Origin of the sequence: Aeromonas sp. HMWF015 (assembly GCF_963878965.1) — a bacterium.
GTDB lineage: Bacteria > Pseudomonadota > Gammaproteobacteria > Enterobacterales > Aeromonadaceae > Aeromonas > Aeromonas veronii.
In genome coordinates this window covers 35,941-55,679 of sequence record NZ_CAWNZT010000109.1, presented here as the reverse complement: position 1 = coordinate 55,679, position 19,739 = coordinate 35,941, and the positions used below count along the sequence as shown (strand labels likewise).

Annotated in this window: 14 protein-coding genes; all 14 read left to right on the top strand. The window is 59.5% G+C overall.

Going from position 1 to position 19,739, the window contains the following annotated elements; translation table 11 throughout:
• Window positions 1-830: 830 nt before the first annotated feature.
• The 14 genes from tssB to tssM are packed head-to-tail and all read left to right on the top strand — an operon-like array spanning window position 831 to window position 19,737.
• Window positions 831-1,334, top strand: coding sequence for a type VI secretion system contractile sheath small subunit (gene tssB / locus AACS18_RS05500; RefSeq protein WP_058057353.1), 504 nt, complete (start codon window positions 831-833; stop codon window positions 1,332-1,334).
• Between the two features lie 37 nt (window positions 1,335-1,371).
• Complete coding sequence (tssC, locus tag AACS18_RS05495) at window positions 1,372-2,853, top strand: type VI secretion system contractile sheath large subunit (RefSeq protein ID WP_019444949.1); 1,482 nt, start codon at window positions 1,372-1,374, stop codon at window positions 2,851-2,853.
• Between the two features lie 6 nt (window positions 2,854-2,859).
• The gene (tssE, locus tag AACS18_RS05490; RefSeq protein ID WP_005299981.1) at window positions 2,860-3,291 is read left to right on the top strand and encodes a type VI secretion system baseplate subunit TssE; all 432 of its coding nucleotides are present in this window, start codon (window positions 2,860-2,862) and stop codon (window positions 3,289-3,291) included.
• A gap of 3 nt (window positions 3,292-3,294) precedes the next feature.
• The gene (tssF, locus tag AACS18_RS05485; RefSeq protein ID WP_108613912.1) at window positions 3,295-5,061 is read left to right on the top strand and encodes a type VI secretion system baseplate subunit TssF; all 1,767 of its coding nucleotides are present in this window, start codon (window positions 3,295-3,297) and stop codon (window positions 5,059-5,061) included.
• Entirely contained in the window at window positions 5,025-6,023 is a 999-nt protein-coding gene (tssG, locus tag AACS18_RS05480) for a type VI secretion system baseplate subunit TssG (protein WP_042053054.1), read from the top strand. Before tssF ends, tssG begins: the two co-directional genes overlap by 37 nt.
• A 39-nt stretch (window positions 6,024-6,062) precedes the next feature.
• Entirely contained in the window at window positions 6,063-7,298 is a 1,236-nt protein-coding gene (tagH, locus tag AACS18_RS05475; protein WP_108613911.1) for a type VI secretion system-associated FHA domain protein TagH, read from the top strand.
• The gene (gene tssJ, locus AACS18_RS05470; RefSeq protein ID WP_019444945.1) at window positions 7,298-7,813 is read left to right on the top strand and encodes a type VI secretion system lipoprotein TssJ; all 516 of its coding nucleotides are present in this window, start codon (window positions 7,298-7,300) and stop codon (window positions 7,811-7,813) included. Before tagH ends, tssJ begins: the two co-directional genes overlap by 1 nt.
• A 2-nt stretch (window positions 7,814-7,815) precedes the next feature.
• Complete coding sequence (gene tssK / locus AACS18_RS05465) at window positions 7,816-9,150, top strand: type VI secretion system baseplate subunit TssK (RefSeq protein WP_021230534.1); 1,335 nt, start codon at window positions 7,816-7,818, stop codon at window positions 9,148-9,150.
• A gap of 23 nt (window positions 9,151-9,173) precedes the next feature.
• Window positions 9,174-9,953, top strand: a complete 780-nt coding sequence (gene icmH, locus AACS18_RS05460) for a type IVB secretion system protein IcmH/DotU (protein ID WP_019444943.1) — start codon at window positions 9,174-9,176, stop codon at window positions 9,951-9,953.
• Between the two features lie 20 nt (window positions 9,954-9,973).
• On the top strand, window positions 9,974-12,616 hold the full coding sequence (gene tssH / locus AACS18_RS05455) for a type VI secretion system ATPase TssH (RefSeq protein WP_108613910.1): 2,643 nt from the start codon (window positions 9,974-9,976) through the stop codon (window positions 12,614-12,616).
• Window positions 12,617-12,618: 2 nt separating this feature from the next.
• Complete coding sequence (locus AACS18_RS05450) at window positions 12,619-14,157, top strand: sigma-54 interaction domain-containing protein (protein WP_108613909.1); 1,539 nt, start codon at window positions 12,619-12,621, stop codon at window positions 14,155-14,157.
• Complete coding sequence (vasI, locus tag AACS18_RS05445) at window positions 14,157-14,762, top strand: type VI secretion system-associated protein VasI (RefSeq protein ID WP_108613908.1); 606 nt, start codon at window positions 14,157-14,159, stop codon at window positions 14,760-14,762. Before AACS18_RS05450 ends, vasI begins: the two co-directional genes overlap by 1 nt.
• An 8-nt stretch (window positions 14,763-14,770) precedes the next feature.
• Complete coding sequence (gene tssA, locus AACS18_RS05440; protein ID WP_108613907.1) at window positions 14,771-16,198, top strand: type VI secretion system protein TssA; 1,428 nt, start codon at window positions 14,771-14,773, stop codon at window positions 16,196-16,198.
• 41 nt (window positions 16,199-16,239) lie between these two features.
• Window positions 16,240-19,737 (top strand): type VI secretion system membrane subunit TssM, encoded by a 3,498-nt coding sequence (gene tssM / locus AACS18_RS05435; RefSeq protein WP_108613906.1) that lies wholly within the window; start codon window positions 16,240-16,242, stop codon window positions 19,735-19,737.
• Window positions 19,738-19,739 lie beyond the last annotated feature (2 nt).

The following is a 19,739-nucleotide window of genomic DNA, read 5'->3' as shown; positions in this document are numbered from 1 at the left end:
TTGGTAGTTGGTCTGGTGGGGCATGCGCCTAAACAAGCGAAATGCTCCAGTGTAGCGGTTATGCACGACATGGAGTTGCCAGCCTAATAGCTTGTTCTGGTCTCAACGCGATTCAATGGTGCATAACTTGTAGATTAGGGGGGCTTGTACGCTACAGCTGGATTTATGAGGGGAGTGATGACTACGGATCGTCATTTATGTTTTCGATAAATAGTGGTTTGTTTTTCAAACTGGCCATAAACGCAAGCAAGCTATATGAATCAAATTATTAGCGTTACTTAATTCAATTCATTCGATTGGCTTAACGACTGATTTTGACGCATGTGCTCGCATAGCGATAAAGACGGTATCAATAATGTGATTCGATGGCGCATTCTTCTAATGCGACCCTAGGTCAACTGTAATAAATGACAGGTTGTTATTGTGAAGTCATCGTGCGAGCGCCTTTATTGTTGTAAAGATTGCTTTCTCTCTTAAGTGTTTGTTTTTAAATTGTTTTAATGTTTTTCTTGTGTTCGCGTTAGAATTATTCGTTGACCATCAAATTCTCTCTATATACCATGCCGCTCAAAATAGGCATTAATGCCAATATGACCTCACACCATTGAGTTGAGGCTTCGGGTTGTAGATAAATAACAAGAGATATTGTGCTTTTGATAACTAGAGCTTTTGCTTGAAATATATCAAAAGTGCATCGTTGGTGAGTGCCTCTTTGACAAAATCGTCCATAGGATGGCTTAACTGTAATATCTTACAGTTGAGAGGAGGGGTATAAGCTATAAGCTATAAGCTATAGGGTCTTGGGTGACCCTTAACTTGGTATTTAGAGCATGGGAAAAGGAATTGACGGCGCCACAGTTGCGCCCAAAGAACGTATCAATATCAAATATGTACCGGCAACCGGTGGTCAACAGGCGGAAATTGAACTTCCGCTGACTATGATGGTGGTCGGTAATATGAAGGGCCGTACCGAAGAAACGCCGATCGAGGAGCGCCAAACCGTTTCCATCGACAAAAACAACTTTTCTTCCGTCATGAAAGAATCTGCACTGGAACTGAACTTCTCTGTTCCCAATCGCCTGGAAGAGAACAGCCAGGACGATCTGCCGGTTTCGATCAAAATCCAGTCTCTGGAAGACTTCACTCCTGACAGTGTTGCCCAACAGGTCCCCGAGCTGCGCAAGCTGCTTGAACTGCGTGAGGCGCTGGTTGCCCTGAAGGGGCCATTGGGCAATATCCCTTCTTTCCGCAATCGTTTGCAGGATCTGCTGTCCAGTGATGAGGCTCGTGAGCAACTGCTCAAAGAGCTGGATTTGATCAAGCCTGCCGAGTGATCGGCGGGTTGTATTGACTGACGAGAAAGGAACAAACATGTCTTTGGTCGAAGAACAGGTTCAAGCGGGGGCGGGTGCAGCCTCCTCGTCCTCTTTGCTGGACGAAATCATGGCGCAGGCTCGCATCACACCGGTTGATGAGGGGTACAGTGTTGCCAAGCAGGGTGTGGCTGCGCTTATCGCCAACATTCTGGACAGCGGTACCACCAGCGAGCCGGTCAACAAGGCATTGGTTGACAGCATGATTGTCGAGCTCGACAAGAAGCTGAGCAAGCAGATGGACGTCATCCTGCATGCCAAAGAGCTGCAAGAGATGGAATCCTCCTGGCGTTCCCTCAAGCTGTTGGTAGATCGCACCGATTTTCGTGAAAACATCAAGATCCAGGTGTTGCACGCTACCAAGGAAGAGCTGCTGGAAGATTTCGAGTTTTCCCCGGAGATCACCCAGTCCGGCCTCTACAAGCATGTCTATTCAACCGGCTACGGCCAGTTCGGCGGCCAGCCGATCGGTGCCGTGATCGGCGACTACGCCTTTACCCACAGCTCGCCTGACATCAAGCTGATGCAGTATGTCAGTGCCGTCGGTGCCATGGCCCACGCCCCCTTCATCTCCTCTGTCGCCCCCGCCTTCTTCGGCGTCGACAGCTTCACCGATCTGCCCTCCATCAAGGATCTGAAATCGGTGTTCGAAGGACCGGCCTACACCAAGTGGCGCTCCCTGCGCGAATCGGAAGATGCCCGTTATCTGGGGCTGACTGCACCACGTTTCCTGGCCCGTCTGCCTTATGATCCGACTGAGAACCCCATCAAGGGTTTCAATTATCAGGAAGATATCAGCTCGGATCACGATCACTACCTGTGGGGCAACACAGCCTATCTGATGGGTACCTCCCTGACCGACAGCTTTGCCAAGTACCGCTGGTGCCCGAACATTATTGGCCCGCAGAGCGGTGGTGCCATCCACGATCTGCCGGTGCACGTTTATGAGGCCATGGGTCAGCTGCAAGCAAAGATCCCGACCGAAGTGCTGATCACCGACCGTCGCGAGTATGAGCTCTCTGAAGAGGGTTTCATCACCCTGACCATGCGCAAGGACAGCGACAACGCGGCGTTCTTCTCTGCCAACTCGGTGCAAAAACCCAAAGTGTTCCCCAATACCAAGGAAGGCAAGGAAGCAGAGACCAACTACAAGCTGGGTACCCAGCTGCCGTATATGTTCATCATCAACCGTCTGGCGCACTACATCAAAGTGTTGCAGCGCGAGCAGATCGGCTCCTGGAAGGAGCGTCAGGATCTGGAGCGTGAACTGAACGGCTGGATCAAGCAGTACGTTGCCGACCAAGAGAACCCGCCGGCAGACGTCCGTAGCCGTCGTCCGCTGCGCGCCGCCCAGATCAAGGTGCTGGATGTGGAAGGGGAGCCGGGCTGGTACCAGGTTGCCATGGCCGTGCGCCCGCACTTCAAGTACATGGGGGCGAGCTTCGAGCTCTCTCTGGTAGGTCGACTGGACAAGGAATAAGGCCCGATGCCGCATCTCTCTTCCTGGGATAGAGGAAATGCGGCCAGCCTGTTTGATCGTATCCGGGGGGAGGGGCTTGGCTCCTCCCCTCGTTCGGAAGTTGATGAATTGGTCGACTCTGTCAAACGTCAGCTCGACCAGATCCTCAACACCCGTCCCGGCAATTGCCGCAGTGCACCCGATTTGGGGGTTATTGATCTCAATGACGCCACTCAGGGCAGTGCGGATATCAAGGGGCGGATCCGGGAGGCGATCCGGCAATGCATCCGTCGTTATGAACCTCGGATCATCCATGTGGATGTCCGTTCACCCGACTATCAGGCAAGTCCGCTTGAGATGTCCTTTCAGGTGACGGCCCATGTGCGGCTGGAGCATATCGAGCAAGTTACCTCGTTCAACGTCCATATGGACAGTCACCGTCACTACCGCATGGTCTGATCAATGTCGCTGGAACATTACTTCAGGGATGAGTTGGCTTTTTTGCGCCTGCAAGGGCGCGAATTTGCCGATAGTTATCCCGAACTCACCCGCTTTTTGTCGGAGCAGAATACCGACCCTGATGTGGAGCGCCTGCTGGAAGGCTTTGCGTTTCTTACGGGCAACCTGCGCGCCAAAATCGAGGACGAGTTCCCCGAGCTGACCCACGGTCTGCTCAATATGCTCTGGCCGAACTATCTGCGCCCCGTCCCCAGCATGACCATCATGCAGTTTTCGGTCATTCCGGGGGCCATTGCCCAACCGGCACTGGTCAGGCAGGGTTGCCAGCTGGACAGTCTGCCAATCGACGACGTGACCTGTCATTTTCAGACCTGTCATGATGCCTGGGTCTATCCGGCCGAAATGCGCCAGATAACGGCGCAAAGTGGCAACGATCTCTCTACTATCTCGCTCGATATTGCGCTGCATGCACCCCTGCCGCTTAGCGAATTGCAGCTGGACAAGCTGCGCTTCTTCCTCGGTGGCGACAGCTACACCGCGTATGAGCTCTACTTCTGGCTCTCCAACCAGCTCTCCCATATCGAGCTTGAGATCGACGGCAAGCGCTTTCGTCAGGAGGCCAAGGCACTCAAATCGGTCGGCTTCGAGCGCGACGATGCGCTGCTGCCCTATCCGAATAATGTCTATTCCGGCTACAGGATCCTGCAGGAGTATTTCTGCTTTCCGGAGAGCTTTCTCTTCTTCGAACTCTCCGGTGGTGAGTGGCCCAAACAGCCGCTGCCGGTGAGTGAATTCAAAATCCATTTTTGTTTCGACCGGCCCTTGCCAGCGGAACTCAAGATCCGTCCCGACTCTTTCATGCTCAACTGCGTGCCGGCTATCAATCTGTTCCAGCACGACAGCGAGCCGGTCAATCTCAACGGCCGTCAGGCGGAATACCCGCTCAAGGCGAGCTATCGCTATGCCGACAGTTTCGAAATTTTCTCGGTGGATCAGGTTGAAGGCTGGGTTGAGGGCAATATGGGCCGTTCCCGCGGTACGCCACGCGTCTATCAGCCGTTTGAAAGTTTTCAGCATCAGATTGAGCGGGCCAAACAGCGGCTGGCGCTCTATTACCGAGTGCGGGTCAGGGAGTCGGTGAGTGGTGATGGCTTCGAGCACAGCCTCTCGTTTGTGCGGGGGGATGAAACCACTACGGTCGAGCTGGATGAATCCATCTCGGTGACGCTCACCTGCACCAACCGCTCCCGCGCTGCCCGCCTCAAGGTGGGCAGTATCTGCGTACCGACCGGCAGTTCACCGTCGTTTGCTACCTTCCGCAACCTGATCCGGCCGACCCGGCCGCTGCGTCCGGCACTGGATGGCAGTTTGCACTGGACCCTGATTTCCAACCTGTCGCTCAACTATGTCTCTCTGCTGCGCCGGGATGCCCTGGTGCAGGTGCTGCGTACCTATGACTTTCCCGCTTTGCACGACAAGCAGGCAGAGCAGGCGTCGCGCAAGCGGCTGGCGGGGATCGAGGAGATCGAGACCAAGCCTGTGGACAGGCTGGTGCGTGGCATGCCGGTGCGGGGACTCAAGTCGGTGCTCTCCATCCGCCAGTCCGCCTTTGGCAGCGAAGGGGAGCTCTATCTCTTCAGCACAGTGCTGGCCCATTTCTTCTCGCTCTATGCCAGCGTCAACGCTTTCCACCTGCTTGAGGTGGTCAATCTCGATAACAAGGAGCGCTATCAGTGGCCAGTCCAGATCGGTCAGCACTCCCTGATGTGAGCGCTGCCAACGAGGCGCCCCGTTTCAATTTCTTCCAGCTGGTTGAGTTGCTCAACCGGCTGGACGGTGCCGATCAGGAGCGTGGTCTCGACCACCTGCCGAGTGACGAAAATATTCGTTTCAAGGCGACCGCATCGCTGGGTTTTCCCACCAGCGACGTGCTGCAAATTGGCCGCGACGAGAAGGGGCGCCACGAGCTGGAAGTGGCCTTTCTGGGTCTGCACGGCAGCCAGTCGCCGATGCCGGGGTATTACCTCGACTCGCTGGCGTGGGAGTACGCCCAGGGGGAACAGAAGCTCGGTCTTTTCCTGGATTTCTTCCACCACCGCCTGCTGACCCTGCTGCACAGGATCTGGCGCAAGTATCGCTACCATGTCCGTTTTCAGGATGACGGTGAGGATGGGTTCTCCCGTCTGATGTTTGCGTTGGTGGGGCTTGGCAACGATGCCGTCTGTCAGAGTTTGCCGGTCAACCGCGCCAAGATGCTCTCCTATGCGGGCATGCTGGCCAGCCCCAGCCGCTCTCCAGAGGTGGTTGCTGGTCTCGTGGCCCACTGCTTCGATCTGGCGGATGTGGAAGTGAGTGCCTGGCAGTGGCGCAAGGTGCCGATCCATCCGGAGCAGCAAAACCGCTTGGGCGGTGCTTGCGCCACTCTGGGGCACGACTTCGTCATCGGTGACAAGGTTAATGATTGTGCCGGCAAGTTTTTATTGAAAATCAATGATCTGAGTTTTAGCCAGTTTCTCGGATTTCTCCCGAACGGGGAGCATTTCCACGCCCTGGTGACCTTTGTCTCCTTCATCTTGCGCGATCAGCTGGCTTGGGATCTGCGGCTTGGCTTCGGCCAGGAGCAGGCCAAGGGGCTGAGATTGGGGGAGGAGCAGAGTGCCCGTCTGGGGTGGAGTACCTTTCTTGGCCAACCGCCGAGTGACCCGTTCGTGACGATCTGTGTACAGGAATAAGCACAGAAATTCAGTGTAGGAATACGTGCAGGAGTGAATGTGGACGACTTTAACCAGCAACTTTCCCTGGTGGTGCTCAACAGCGAGCAGCTCGACGGCAGCCAGCAGGTGCAATATCGCTTCGACGAGATGGGGGGAACATTGGGCTCCTCCGAACAGGATGACTGGCAACTGCGAGACAGGTTGGGGGCGGTGATGCCAGCCCATGCCCGCGTCGAGCTCAATGACGGTCGTTTCTGCCTGTGCGATCTCAGCGGCCAGACCTACATCAATGGTGCCACCTCGCCCATCGGGCGGGCTCGCAAGGTCAACCTCGAGCAGGGTGACGAGCTGATTGTCGGCCCTTTTCGCCTGAGAGCCTATCTCGGTGCCATCTCCCCCGAGCAGAGTTTGCAGCAGGTGCTGGGCAACCGTCCGACCGAGCAGCTTGATGAGTGGCTGGCAAGCGATCCTCACCACTCCCAGACCCTGGATGATCCACAGGCCCTGGGGGTCGACCCCCTGCTGGCATTGCAGCAGGAGCGTGCGGCCCCGAGTCCCTTGGTGGATGCTCGCCAGCAGGCTCAACCGCAGTTTCAACCGGATATGGACACCGTATCCCTCGCTCCATTTTCAGCCGTCGAGAACACCATGAACCAAGAATTTCTGGATATGCCCACCATCGAGAACCACCCCGATTTCCAGCCACTGGAGGGCGTTGATCACGTCGCCCTGACCCCGCTGATGCGTGGTCTGGGCCAGCCGTTGCAGCTGCAAGACACTCAGCAAGCCCACGACATGCTCGAAGAGATGGGCAAGACAGTGCGTGCCATGGTGGAGGGGTTGCTGCAACTGCAAAGCGATCAGGCTGCGCTGGCAGACAAGCACCTGCGCCCCATCGAGGACAACCCGCTGCGCCTTGGTCTCGATTATGACGAGACCCTGGCGGTGATGTTTGCCGAGCAGAAGAGCCCGGTGCACCTGACCGCGCCTGCTGCGGTGGCCGAGAGTCTGCGCAATGTGCGCATTCACCACGTGGCGAACCAGCAGGCTATTGGCGCTGCGCTCGACAGCATCCTGCAGGCCTTCTCGCCCGAGGCGTTGCTCGGCCGTTTCGAGCACTACCGTCGTACCGGTACCCCGGGTGTGGCCGATGAAGGCTGGGCCTGGAACATGTACCAGCACTACTACCGCGAGCTCACCTCCGCCCGTCAGCAGGGGTTCGACAAGCTGTTCCATCAGGTCTACGCCCAGGCGTATGACCAGGCCGTGCGTCAGCAACAGGGACTGATTTGATGATACGTGCACTGTGGTTTGGGGCCTGTCTGCTGGCCCTGGCCGGTTGTACCACCATGGGCAAGATGGCCGATGTGGCCATGAACCCGGATATTCAGGTGGGGAGCAACGATGACCAACCCTCCACCCTGGGGCTCAGCCTGTTGGCAGAACCTGATGTCAACCCCAACGAGAGCGGGGAGGCGGCACCCATCGAGTTTCAGGTGGTGCTGCTGGCTGAAGATTCCAAGCTGCTCGCTACTGACTATGACCAGGTGACGGCGGATGTAGAGAAGGCCCTTGGCAAGAACTACCTGGATCATCAGGACTACACCCTGCTGCCCGGCCAGTTCAAATACCTGCCCCCCGTCAAGCTTGACGAGAAGACCCGTTACATCGGCGTGATTGCACGGTACGCCGATCCGGACAGCGCCGAGTGGCGCAAGGTCATCAAGGTCAAGAGCAAAGGAACGGCCTATCAAATTCTGGTGCACCTGCGCCTGGATGAAGTGGAACTACAAAAAGAAGAAGAATAATCATGTCGAGTCGAAATCGGGTTATCTGGCGTGAAGGGCTCTTTATCAAGCCCCAGCACTTCCAGCAACAACAGAGACATTCAGATTACGCGCTGCACGCGCGTTTGAGCGCGCTGTCCGACTATTTCTACGGGTTGCAGTCGCTTGCCATCAACGAGGATTACCTCGGCTTTGGCCGCATCGCGCTGGTGGGGGCCACCGGTATCCTGCCGGACGGCACCGTCTTCAACATCCCGAACGATGATGTGCTGCCGACCCCGCTGGAGATCACCGATGCCTCGGTGGCCAACCAGAAGGTCTATCTGGCGCTGCCGCTCTCGGTGAGCGGGGTCAACGAGGTCAATCAGGGCGGTCAGGTCGCCACCCGTTTGCAGGCCCATCGCCACGACGTGCGCGATCTGCACAGCGAAGGGGGGGATGTGGTTTCCCTCGAAGTGGGGCGGGTCAGCTTGCGGTTGATGCTGGAGCGGGAAGACCGCAGCGCCTACGCCTCGCTCGCCATTGCTCGCATTCTGGACAAACGCCCGGATGGCGGTCTGGTGCTGGATCCCAACTTCATGCCTTGCAGTATCAGTGTCTCTGCCATTCCGACCCTCAAGCGCTTCCTCGGCGAATCGGCTGGCCTCGTGGCCGAGCGGGCTCGCAGCCTCTCCCAGCGCATCGCTGCGCCGGGACAGCAGGGGGTGGCCGATGTGGCCGAGTTCATGATGCTGCAACTGCTCAATCGGGCTCAGCCACAGCTCTCCCATCTGGCGCGTCTTGGCACCCTGCACCCCGAGCGGTTGCACGAGGCGCTGGTGCAGCTCTGTGGCGAGTTGATGACCTTTACCGACGAGTCCCGTCTGCCCCCCGAGTTCCCCGCCTATCGTCATGACGATCAGCAGGTGAGCTTCGAGCCGGTGATGTTGGCCCTGCGTCAGGCGCTCAGTACCGTGCTGTCGCCACGTGCCGTCTCCATCCAGCTGCGCAAGCACCAGTACGGCGTCATGGTGGCCATGGTCAACGAGAGCGAGTTGATGCAAAGCGCCGATTTCGTGCTGGCAGTGCGTGCCCGCATGCCGCAGGAGCAGCTGCGCAAACAGTTGCTGCAGCAGACCAAGGTGGCGTCGAGCGACAAGATCCGCGAACTCATCAGCCTGCAGCTGCCCGGTATCCCGCTGTTGCCGCTGCCGGTGGCGCCGCGCCAGTTGCCCTATCACGCCGGTTACAGCTACTTCCAGCTCGACCGTCAGAGCCCTGCCTGGCAGATGCTGGCGGTCAGCAACACGCTCGCCTTCCACATTGCCGGTGATTTCCCCGAGCTCGACATGCAGCTCTGGGCCATCCGTAGCCAGTGATCGCATCAAGGAAACAAGCAGAGATGACCACGGACATTATCAACAACGAGCAACTGAGCGACCTGCTGTTCGATCACGCCGAGCAGCTGGACATGGATTCGGACTACTGGTTCCGCCTGCGTGGCCAGAGCATCAACCCGATGATCGATGCGGTGACCCCGCTGCTGGGGCTGGTGCAGCGGGTGCGTCTGTTGTCGCGCTACGACCGGGTGCCCGAGCTTTATCAGCGGGTGGTGACCGAGATCCAGGCCATCGAACAGGAGTTGATGGCGCAGGGTTACGAGAATGGCGTCGTCCTCTCGTTTCGCTACATCCTCTGCACTTTTATCGATGAGGCGGTGATGGGGCGCGACTGGGGCAGCCAGAGCGAATGGTCCCAACACTCCCTGCTGGCCCGGTTTCACAACGAGACTTGGGGGGGAGAGAAGGTGTTCGTGCTGTTGTCGCGTCTGCAGGAAGATCCGGTGCGCTATCGCGACATTCTGGAGTTCATCTATCTCTGCCTTTGCCTCGGTTTTGAGGGGCGCTACAAGGTGATGAGCCAGGGCCGTGACGAGTTTGAACGGATCGTCAAGCAACTGCACAAGCAGTTGTCCCTCGAACGTGGCGGTGAGGCACCCAGCGTGTTTCATCTCGATCTCGGTCAGCAGGCATCTCGCTACCAGCTGCGCAAGCAAGTCTCCCTGCGCACCCTGTTTATGGGCGGCGCGTTGATCCTGGCCATCATCTTTGGCCTCTATCACCACCAACTCAATAACCAGACCCAGGACGTACTGCGTCAACTGGGCGAATTATTAAAATAAATACTTAAGGAGAGCACGCCTTGATTCGTATAGAGCTACCGGTACTGGTGGAAAGACTCAACCCCATCTGCCGTCACATGCTGGAGGAGGCTGCGGCCCTCTGTGTCAATCATCAGGGCGCCGAGATCCGCATCGAGCACCTGCTGCTCAAGATGCTGGAGACCCCCCTCAGCGATGTGCGTCAGATCCTCAAACGGGCCGAAGTTGAGGTTGAAGAGTTAAAGAGCCTGCTGCAACCCTCGGCGGCCGATAACGGTTATGGTCAGGGTTATCCCTCCTTCTCGCCGCTATTGGTGGAGTGGCTGCAAGACAGCTGGCTGCTCGCCTCTGCCGAGCTGCAACACGGCCAACTGCGCAGCGGCGTCATGCTGCTGGTGCTGCTGATGACTCCCCAGCGTTACCTGCCGGGCTCGGTGACCCGTTTGCTTGCCAACATCAATCGCGAACTGCTGCGCCAGCAGTTCGACGAGTGGGTGAAAGAGTCTGCCGAGACCCAAGTGACTGTTTCTGCTAACGGCACTTCGACTCAGGCCGCGCTGCCCGCCGATGCCAGCCTGCTGGCCCGCTTTACTGTCAACGTCACCGAACAGGCCCGTCAGGGAACCCTGGATCCGGTACTCTGCCGGGATCACGAGATCGATCTGATGATCGACATCCTCTCCCGTCGCCGCAAAAACAACCCCATCGTGGTGGGGGAGGCGGGTGTCGGTAAAAGTGCCCTGATCGAAGGGTTGGCGCTGCGCATCGTCGCAGGCCAGGTGCCGGAAAAATTGCGCGATGTGGAGCTGATGACCCTGGATCTTGGCGCCATGCAGGCCGGAGCCTCGGTCAAGGGGGAGTTCGAGAAGCGTTTCAAGGGGGTGATGCAGGAGGTCAAGGACGCCGTGCGACCTGTCATCCTCTTTATCGATGAGGCCCACACCCTGATAGGCGCCGGCAATCAGGCGGGGGGGCTGGATGTCTCCAACCTCATCAAACCTGCGCTGGCTCGTGGCGAGCTGCGCACCATCGCCGCCACCACTTGGGGCGAGTACAAGAAGTACGTGGAAAAAGATGCCGCCCTGTCGCGTCGTTTCCAGCTGGTGAAAGTGGGTGAGCCCAGTGCAGATGAAGCCACCGTGATCCTGCGCGGTCTGCGCAGCATCTACGAAAAGGCCCACGGGGTGCTGATCGATGAGGAAGCGCTGCAAGCCGCTGCCCAGCTCTCCGCCCGTTACATATCCGGTCGTCAACTGCCGGACAAAGCGATCGACGTACTCGATACCGCCTGTGCCCGGGTGGCCATCAACCTCACCACGCCGCCGCGCGCCGTCAGCCATTTGCAAAACGAACTGCGCCAGCGTGAGCTGGAGATCCGTCAGCTGGAGCGCCAGAGCCTGATCGGTCTGGGTGACAACGATGAGCGACTCACAGAACTGAAAGCGGCCCAGCAGACCTGCCGTGACACCCTGCGTGAGCAGGAAGCACAGTGGCAGCAACAGCAGGGATTGGTGCATCGGATTGTCGAGCTGCGTGCCGCCCTGCTGGCCGATCAGCAGGATGAGATGCTGGCCAGAGAAGCGCTGGATCTCGCCGATGCGCCGCTCGATCCGCAAGCGGCTGCCGAGCAACTGGCCGGGCTCGAGCGCGAGCTGGCCGAGCTGCAACAGGGTGAGGTGCTGGTTTCCGCCCATGTCGACAAGACTCAGGTCGCAGCGGTGATCGCCGAGTGGACCGGGGTGCCGCTCAATCGCATCTCCCAAGGGGAGCTCGATGTGGTGACTCGTCTGCCGGAGTATCTTGGCGAGCTCATCAAGGGGCAGGATGTGGCGGTGGCCCATCTGCACAAGCACCTGCTGACCGCCCGCGCCGATTTGCGTCGTCCAGGCCGTCCGCTGGGCGCCTTCCTGCTGGTGGGGCCAAGCGGGGTCGGCAAGACCGAAACCGTGCTGCAGATTGCCGAACTGATGTTTGGTGGTCGCCAGTATCTCACCACCATCAACATGTCCGAGTATCAGGAGAAGCACACCGTCTCCCGTCTGATCGGTTCGCCTCCCGGCTATGTCGGCTTTGGCGAGGGTGGCGTGCTGACCGAAGCCATTCGCCAGAAACCCTACTCGGTGGTGCTGCTGGATGAGGTGGAAAAAGCCCATCCTGACGTGCTCAACCTCTTCTATCAGGCGTTCGACAAGGGCGAGCTGGCCGATGGGGAAGGGCGGATCATCGACTGCAAGAATGTGGTCTTTTTCCTCACCTCCAACCTCGGTTTCCAGACCATCGTCGATCATGCCGAGCAGACTGATGACCTGCTGGATGCGCTCTACCCTGAGCTGGCTGCCTTCTTCAAACCGGCCCTGCTGGCGCGGATGGAGGTGATCCCCTACCTGCCGCTCGGTCACGACACCCTGGTGCAGATCGTCGGTGGCAAACTCAACCGGCTGGTCAAGCTGCTCAAGGAGCGTTTCGGTGCCGATGTGGTGCTGGAGAGCGAGGTGGCCGAGGAGATCTTGCTGCGGGCCAACCGCAGCGAGAATGGCGCGCGGATGCTGGAGTCCGTCATTGATGGAGCCCTGTTGCCGCCGGTTTCCCTGCAACTGTTGCAGCGCCTCTCGGCCGGTGAGCCCATCAACCGGGTGCGCTTCTCGGTGGCCGATCACCAGTTTGTGGCCGAGGTGGAGGGCTGACCATGGAGCAAGCCCTCGCATTCGCCCTCGCGCTCACCTCGCAACGGGATGAACAACATCTCTGCCACTGGTGGAGCTCGACCCTCCATGCCAGCTTCCAGCCCAAAGGACTGCTGCTTGGCATGCTGGACGTGAGCGGCCGCCAGCTGGAGTGCAAAGGGTGGGTCAAGGGGCAGGAGGTTGCGCTGGCGCTGGCGGTGGATGATTTCTCTCATCCACTCGCCTATGTGCTGCACAAGGCGCAATCCCGCACCTGGGATTCCCTCCATGGCGGTGCCCGCATTGAGCACGCCGGTTTTCGCGCACTGCTGGCCAACCTTGGCCAGCAGTGCGGCCTGCACGCCTTTCCGCTCAATGATGGCAACGGCAAGCCGTTTGCCGTGCTGGCGATGATGGACAGTGGCGATGTGTTGCAGGAGTGGGCGGCTCGCCCCGAGCTGGCCAGTCTGGTGCAGGTCTTTTGCAACCAGCTCACTCTGATCCGCGAGCTGGGGCGTAGCCGTCGGGATCAGAACGTGCTGCGCGACTCCCTGCGTCAGATCAAGGGGGAGGGAGAGCGCCAGCGCCAGCACGAGAAGTTGCTGGGGGATCAGCTGGTTGGCCAGTCGGCGGTGATCCGCGGCTTGCGCGAGCAGATCGCCCAGGCGGGCCAGCACAAGCTGACCGTGCTCATTCAGGGGGAGACCGGCAGTGGCAAGGAGGTGGTCGCCCGCTTGGTGCACCAGTGCTCCGAGCGCGCCGCCAAGCCGTTCGTCGCCATCAACTGCGCCGCCATCCCCGAGAATCTCATTGAGAGCGAGCTGTTCGGTTATCAGAAAGGGGCCTTCTCCGGCGCCCTCTCCAACAAGACCGGGCTGGTGGCGCAGGCCAATGGTGGCACCCTGTTTCTCGACGAAGTGGGCGATATGCCCGCCGCCATGCAGGCCAAGCTGCTACGGGTGCTGGAAACCCGCAGCTACCGGCCGCTTGGGGCAGAGCAGGAGTATCACTCCGATTTTCGCCTCATCGCGGCCACTCATCAGCCGCTGACCCGCCATGTGGAGGAGGGGCGGTTCCGTGCCGACCTCTACCACCGTCTCTGTCAGTGTCTGCTGCTGATCGCCCCCTTGCGCGAACATATCGAGGATGTGCCGCTGCTCTGCCAACATTTCATGGCCCAGTTTGCCGCGCAGGATGACAAGGGTCTGGCTGGCTTGCAGCGTAAGTTCCTCAAGCAACTGCAAAGTTACGATTTCCCCGGCAACGTGCGCGAGCTGCGCAATCTGCTGGAGGTGGCCTGTGCCCACACCCGTCATGGTGAAGAGGTGGGGCTTGGTGCCTTGCCGCCGGAGCTGCGGGATCGGGTCTGTGCCGAGCTGCCCGATGCGCTGGATGATTACAACCATATCCGCGATCTGCGCCGGGCCATGCAGCAGTACGAGGCATCGGTGATTGAAGCGCGCCTGCGCTACTTTCAGGGCAATCGCATGCTGGTAGCCGAGAGCCTCAATATTCCCAAGCGCACCCTGGATCACAAGTGCCAGAAACTGGAGGTGAACTGATGAGCATCATGGGTTTGTTGCCCCTGCTGCTGGCGACCGGCAATGCGGTGCCTCCCCTCGATATGGCGGCGTGGCAAGCGTGTCGTCGCGAGCCATCCCCTCTGATCCGGCTCGCCTGCTATGACGCCCTTGGCAATGAGGCGACGCAATCAGGCAGCAAGGAGAACACCAAATCTCCGGCCTGGCTGGCGATAGCGGAGCAAGAGTTGGCCCGAGTGCCGGATAGCTCACCCTTCCTGTTGCGACAGGATGAGGAGAGTGGCACGGCGGTATTGACCCGTCCGGCCCTGCGCGGTGCCACCCTGGCGATTGGTTGTGTCAACAGCATCACCCATATTCGCTTGCGGCTGGATGCGCCGTGGCGCGGGGAGCGTGTCGCGGTCGCGCTGGATGGACAAGCAACTCGCAGCAGTCAGAGCTGGTTTATCCGGGATCAGGGATGGCTGCTCGAATATGGCCGCGGCTTGCCCGCCATAGAGGAGCTCAAGCGCTGGATCGGTCATCGTGAATTGCAGGTTCAGGCGGCCAACGGCACCTTGCTGCGGGTCGATCTCAGCGGCTTGAAAGAGGCACTGATACCGGTGCGCCAACAGTGTCGCTGGTAGGGGGGAAGATGAGCTATCAACATCCCTGGTGTGCCCGCCTGCTCACCAGCTTGCCGGATGCCCAGATCAAAGGTGCCGTGCTGGCCGATGAGCCGCGCTGGGACTATGTGGAGACCGAGCTGGTCAAGTTGGGCTCCCTTGCCCACAGCCAGGTCGATCTCAATGCGGTCGCCGAAGCCTGTCTGGGATTGCTTGAGAGCCGCACCAAGGATATGCGGGTGCTGGCCCAGCTATTGCGCTGCTTGCAGCATCCAGCCAAAGCGACCCCGATGGGTGCGGCGTTCAGTTTGCTGGAGGCCTGGATCAAGGCTTACTGGCTGTTGGCCTGGCCCGGGAATGCGACCCAGAAGCAGCGGTTGATGGTGCAGATCATCAAGCGCTTCGAAGGGGCCCTGCCGAGGGTGAGCGAGAGCGCCTCGGCGGCCGAGCTGGTGCAGTTGCTGGCGCAGGCAGAGCAACTGGAAGCCGTCTGGCTGGCCCAGTGCCCTGACAAGGGCGAGCTGCTGGATCCCCTGATGATGGGGTTGAAGCGGGCTCAGCGCCAGCAGGTTGCCCAGGCTCAGGCAGATGCCGGTGTCCAACTGTCGAGCAGTGCTGTCGCAGCCAGCGCCAGCGCGAGCAGTATGGCGGGCACCATGATGCTCAGTGGCAGCAGCAAGGGATCCGGGGTCGAGATTGACAGTTCCAACGATCGGGCATGGCGACAGACCCAGCTTAAGGTGGCGGAGCTGCTGATTGAGCGCCAGCCGGAGGCGGCTATTGGCTATCGGCTGCGTCGTCACGCCATCTGGGCCGGCATCACCACCCCGCCGATGACGGCGCAGGGGAACAAAACCCAGCTGGCCTCCATGTCGGTGGACATGGTGGATGAGTATCGGGTTGCCCTGGGCACGCCAGATCTGGCGCTCTGGCAGCGCATCGAACAGAGTCTGACCCTGGCACCCTACTGGTTCGAGGGGCATTACCTGTCGGCCGAGGTGGCCCAGAAGCTGGGATATGGCGCGGTGGCGCAGGCGATCATGGCGGAGCTGGACGCGTTTTTGCAGCGCCTGCCAGCACTGCGGGAGCTCACCTTCAGCGATGGCACCCCGTTTCTCTCCCCCGAGTGCAGTCGCTGGTTGCAGCCTGCCAAGGGCAGTGGGGGCGGCAGCGGACAGGCCGAGTTGGCCGAGGAGGTCGCCTTGCGTCATGGGGAGCAGGGGGTTGCCGCCGCGCTCGCCCTGCTTGATGAGCGGATGGCGCAAATGAAAGAGCCAAGAGCCCGCTTCCATGCCCAGTTGGTGCAGGCGGAGTTGTTGGAGCAGGAAGGCATGGAGGCGCTTGCGCGCCAGCAATATCAACACTTGTGGCAAGAGGCAGATCGCCTTGGGTTGTCGCAGTGGGAGCCCGGGCTGGTCAGCCGCCTGGCCCCCTATGCCAGCCATTTGCCGAAATAAGTGCCGAAATGAGTCATTGAGTCGGAGTTGGATCACATTTTATGTTCAAAACCATCTTTACCTTTCTGCGGCAACAGCTGCCGAAACTGAAACCCTCCTGGCCCCTGCTCGGTGTGGTGCTGTGGGTTGTCGCCCTGATCCTGGTGTGGTGGCTGGGGCCTCGCATCGAGATCCGTGATGCCAAACCATTCGAGTCCTTGTGGGGGCGGGTGGTGTTCACCCTGCTCTGGCTCTGGTTGCTGCTGGGGGTACTTTCCTGGCGGGTATGGCGTAAGATGAAGCAGCTCAAAGCCGAACGCCAGCACGAAGTGGTGCTGGAACAGGACCCGGTCAAAGGGCTCATCGACAAGCAGGCGCTGTTCCTTAACAGCTGGTTGCAAGCCCTGGGCGAACATCTTGGTAAGGGGGCGATCTACGCCATGCCCTGGTATCTGGTGCTGGGTCTGCCCGGCAGCGGCAAGAGCAGCCTGATCCACAGAGCCAACCCGGCCAACAAACTCAACCCCAGACTCGATACTGAACTGCGGGATGTGGCGCAAGGTCAACTGATCGACTGCTGGCTGGGTGAGCAAGCGGTGATGCTGGATCCGGCCGGTGCGCTGTTGTCACAAGCCGAGCCCGAGCTTGATCCGCAAGCTCGCAAACATGAGCGGCTCTGGCTGCATCTACTCAACTGGCTCAACGAACATCGTCGTCGTCAGCCCCTCAATGGGCTGGTACTGACCGTTGATCTGGCATGGCTGTCCGCGGCCAGCGTGGCCGAGCGCAAGGCCTATGCCCAGCTGATGCGTGCCCGGTTGCAAGAGGTGTCGGCCACCATGAATACCCGGCTGCCACTCTATGTCGCCTTTACCAAACTCGACATGCTGCGCGGCTTTGATGTGGTGTATGAGCAGCTGGATAAAGAGGCCCGTGACGCCGTGCTGGGGGTGACCTTCAACCCCGGCAGCAGTCAGGGTAAATCCTGGCAGCAAGACTTGGCCCTGTTCTGGGATCAGTGGGTCGACAATCTCAACCGCAATTTGCCGGAGATGATGCTGGCCCGGCTCGATGCTGCCCAGCGCAATGCCCTGTTCTCGTTCGTCCGTCAATTGGCAGGTCTCAAGGATTATGTGACCAGCCTGCTCGATGAAACCCTGACCATTGAAGAGAGCAAGCCACTGCTGGTGCGCGGCGTCTATATCAGTTCCGTCTATCAGCAAGGTGTCCCGTTCGATGCTTTTGCTCAGGCGGCCTCCCGTCGTTACAGCTTGCCCGAGCCGATCCACTCAGCCCTGCGCGGGGAGTCCAACACCTATTTCGTGCGCAAGTTGTTCTCCTCGATCATCTTCCCCGAGGCCCATCTGGCCGGAGAGAACCGGCTACATACTCTCTATCGTCGTCGCCGGATGGCCATTGGCCTCGGCTGCCTGTCGCTCTTCTCGGCAGCCCTGATCGGTGGCTGGCACTACTTCTACCGGGTCAACGAGGAGGCGGGGCGCAATGTACTGACCAAGGCGCAAGCGTTCACCGAGACCAACGAGGTCGCTGATGAACATGCCTTCGGTGTCAGCCAGTTGCCACGTCTCAACCTTATTCGCGAGGCGACCCTGTCGTTTGGCAACTACCGCGAGCGGATGCCGCTGGTGGCAGACCTTGGTCTCTATCAGGGGGACGAGATTGGCCCCTATGTGGAGGGCTCCTATCTGCAACTGTTGGGGCTGCGTTTCCTGCCCGCCCAGATGCAGGGGTTGCTGGAGGATCTCAACCGGGCACCGGCTGGCAGCGAGGAGAAGCTCTCCATCCTGCGGGTGATGCGGATGCTGGATGATGCCTCCGGTCGCAACAAGGAGCTGGTGGAGCAGTACATGGCCAGCCGCTGGCAGCGCGCTTTCCCGGGGCAAGGGGCGGTGCAGGATCAGCTGAGGGGGCATCTTGATTACGCCCTCGACCATACCGATTGGCATGGTGCCCGGGCTGCTCGGGATCAGGCCGCCATCACCGCCTTCATTCCGTTCAAGGAGCCTGTCTATGGCGCCCAACGTGAACTTGGCAAACTGCCCATGTATCAGCGGGTCTATCAGAATCTGGTGGTGAAGGCGGGCGATGTGTTGCCGCCTGATCTCAATGTCCGCGACGAGGTGGGCCCCACCTTTGATGCCGTGTTTGCCCTGCGCAACGAGAGTGCCGGTCAGGTGCCGCGTTTGCTGACCTGGCCCGGCTTCAGTGACTTCTTCCTCAAGCAGGACAAGGCGTTGATCGATCTCACCGCCATGGATGCCTGGGTGTTGGGTCAGCGCAAGCTGAGTCAGTTGAGCGAGGCGGATCGCAAGGAGATCGCCCGTCAGGTCAATGACCGCTATGTCACCGATTACGTCAACCAGTGGCAAAAATTGCTGACCAATCTGGATGTGCAGACCCTTGCCAGCCCAGAGCAGGCGCTTGATGTGCTCTCCGCCATCACCGGCAACGACCAGCCGTTCCAGCGGGTGCTGGCTTCGCTGGATGACAATACCCGCATTCGCAAGATCTCCGATGCGGAAGGGGATCTGGCGCAGGCGATCACCGCCCGGATCGGGCGTCCCTTTATGGCCACCAATGGCGCCTTGACCGGCCGTGGCGAGCAGGGGCCGCTCATTTCTGAAGTGAACCAGAAACTGGTTGAACTGCAGCACTATATGGAGCTGATCGTCAATGCCACCGAGCCGGGACAGTCGGCCCTCAAGGCGGTGCAGCTGCGTCTGACCAACAAGTACGCCGATCCGGTCTTTGCATTGCAGCAGTATGCCCGTGGCCTGCCCGAGCCACTCAATCGCTGGGTGGGTCAACTGGCGGATCAGAGTTCGCAACTGGTGATTGATCTGGCGATGTCATCCCTCAATCAGGAGTGGCAGGCGAAGGTGCTGACACCGTTCAACAGCCAGCTGGCGGATCGCTATCCGTTCAATCCGGGCTCAGCCAAAGATGTGCCGCTGTCGGAAATGGAGCGCTTCTTTGCCCCCGGTGGCACCCTGGACAGCTTCTATCAGGTCAACCTCAAACCCATGGTGGAGGGGGGCTTGATGGAGGGCGAGCTGAGCTCACCGATTCAGGCCGAACTTATCAAGCAGCTGGATCGTGCCGCGCGGATCCGCCAGATCTTCTTCAGTCAGCAGGGCAATCTGGAGGTGCAATTTGCCCTCGAGCCCATCGAGCTCACCGCCAACAAGCGGCGCAGTGTGCTCAATCTGGATGGTCAGTTGCTGGAGTATGCCCACGGTCGTCGCAACAAGATCCCGCTGGTGTGGCCAAACACCATGCGTGACGGGGCTGAGAGCAAGATCACCCTGGTGCCTGCCGCCCGCGAGCGCTCACCGCGCAGCGAAGGTTTTGTCGGTCCCTGGGCCATGTTCCGCCTGATGGACAAGGGGGAGCTGACCCAGGTCAACGAGGCCACCTTTGATGTGCGCTTCCCGGTGGATCAGGGTGCCATGACCTATCGGGTCTATACCGACAGCGCCCAGAACCCGTTCACCGGCGGCCTGTTCAGCCAGTTCAGCTTGCCTGAATCCCTCTATTGATC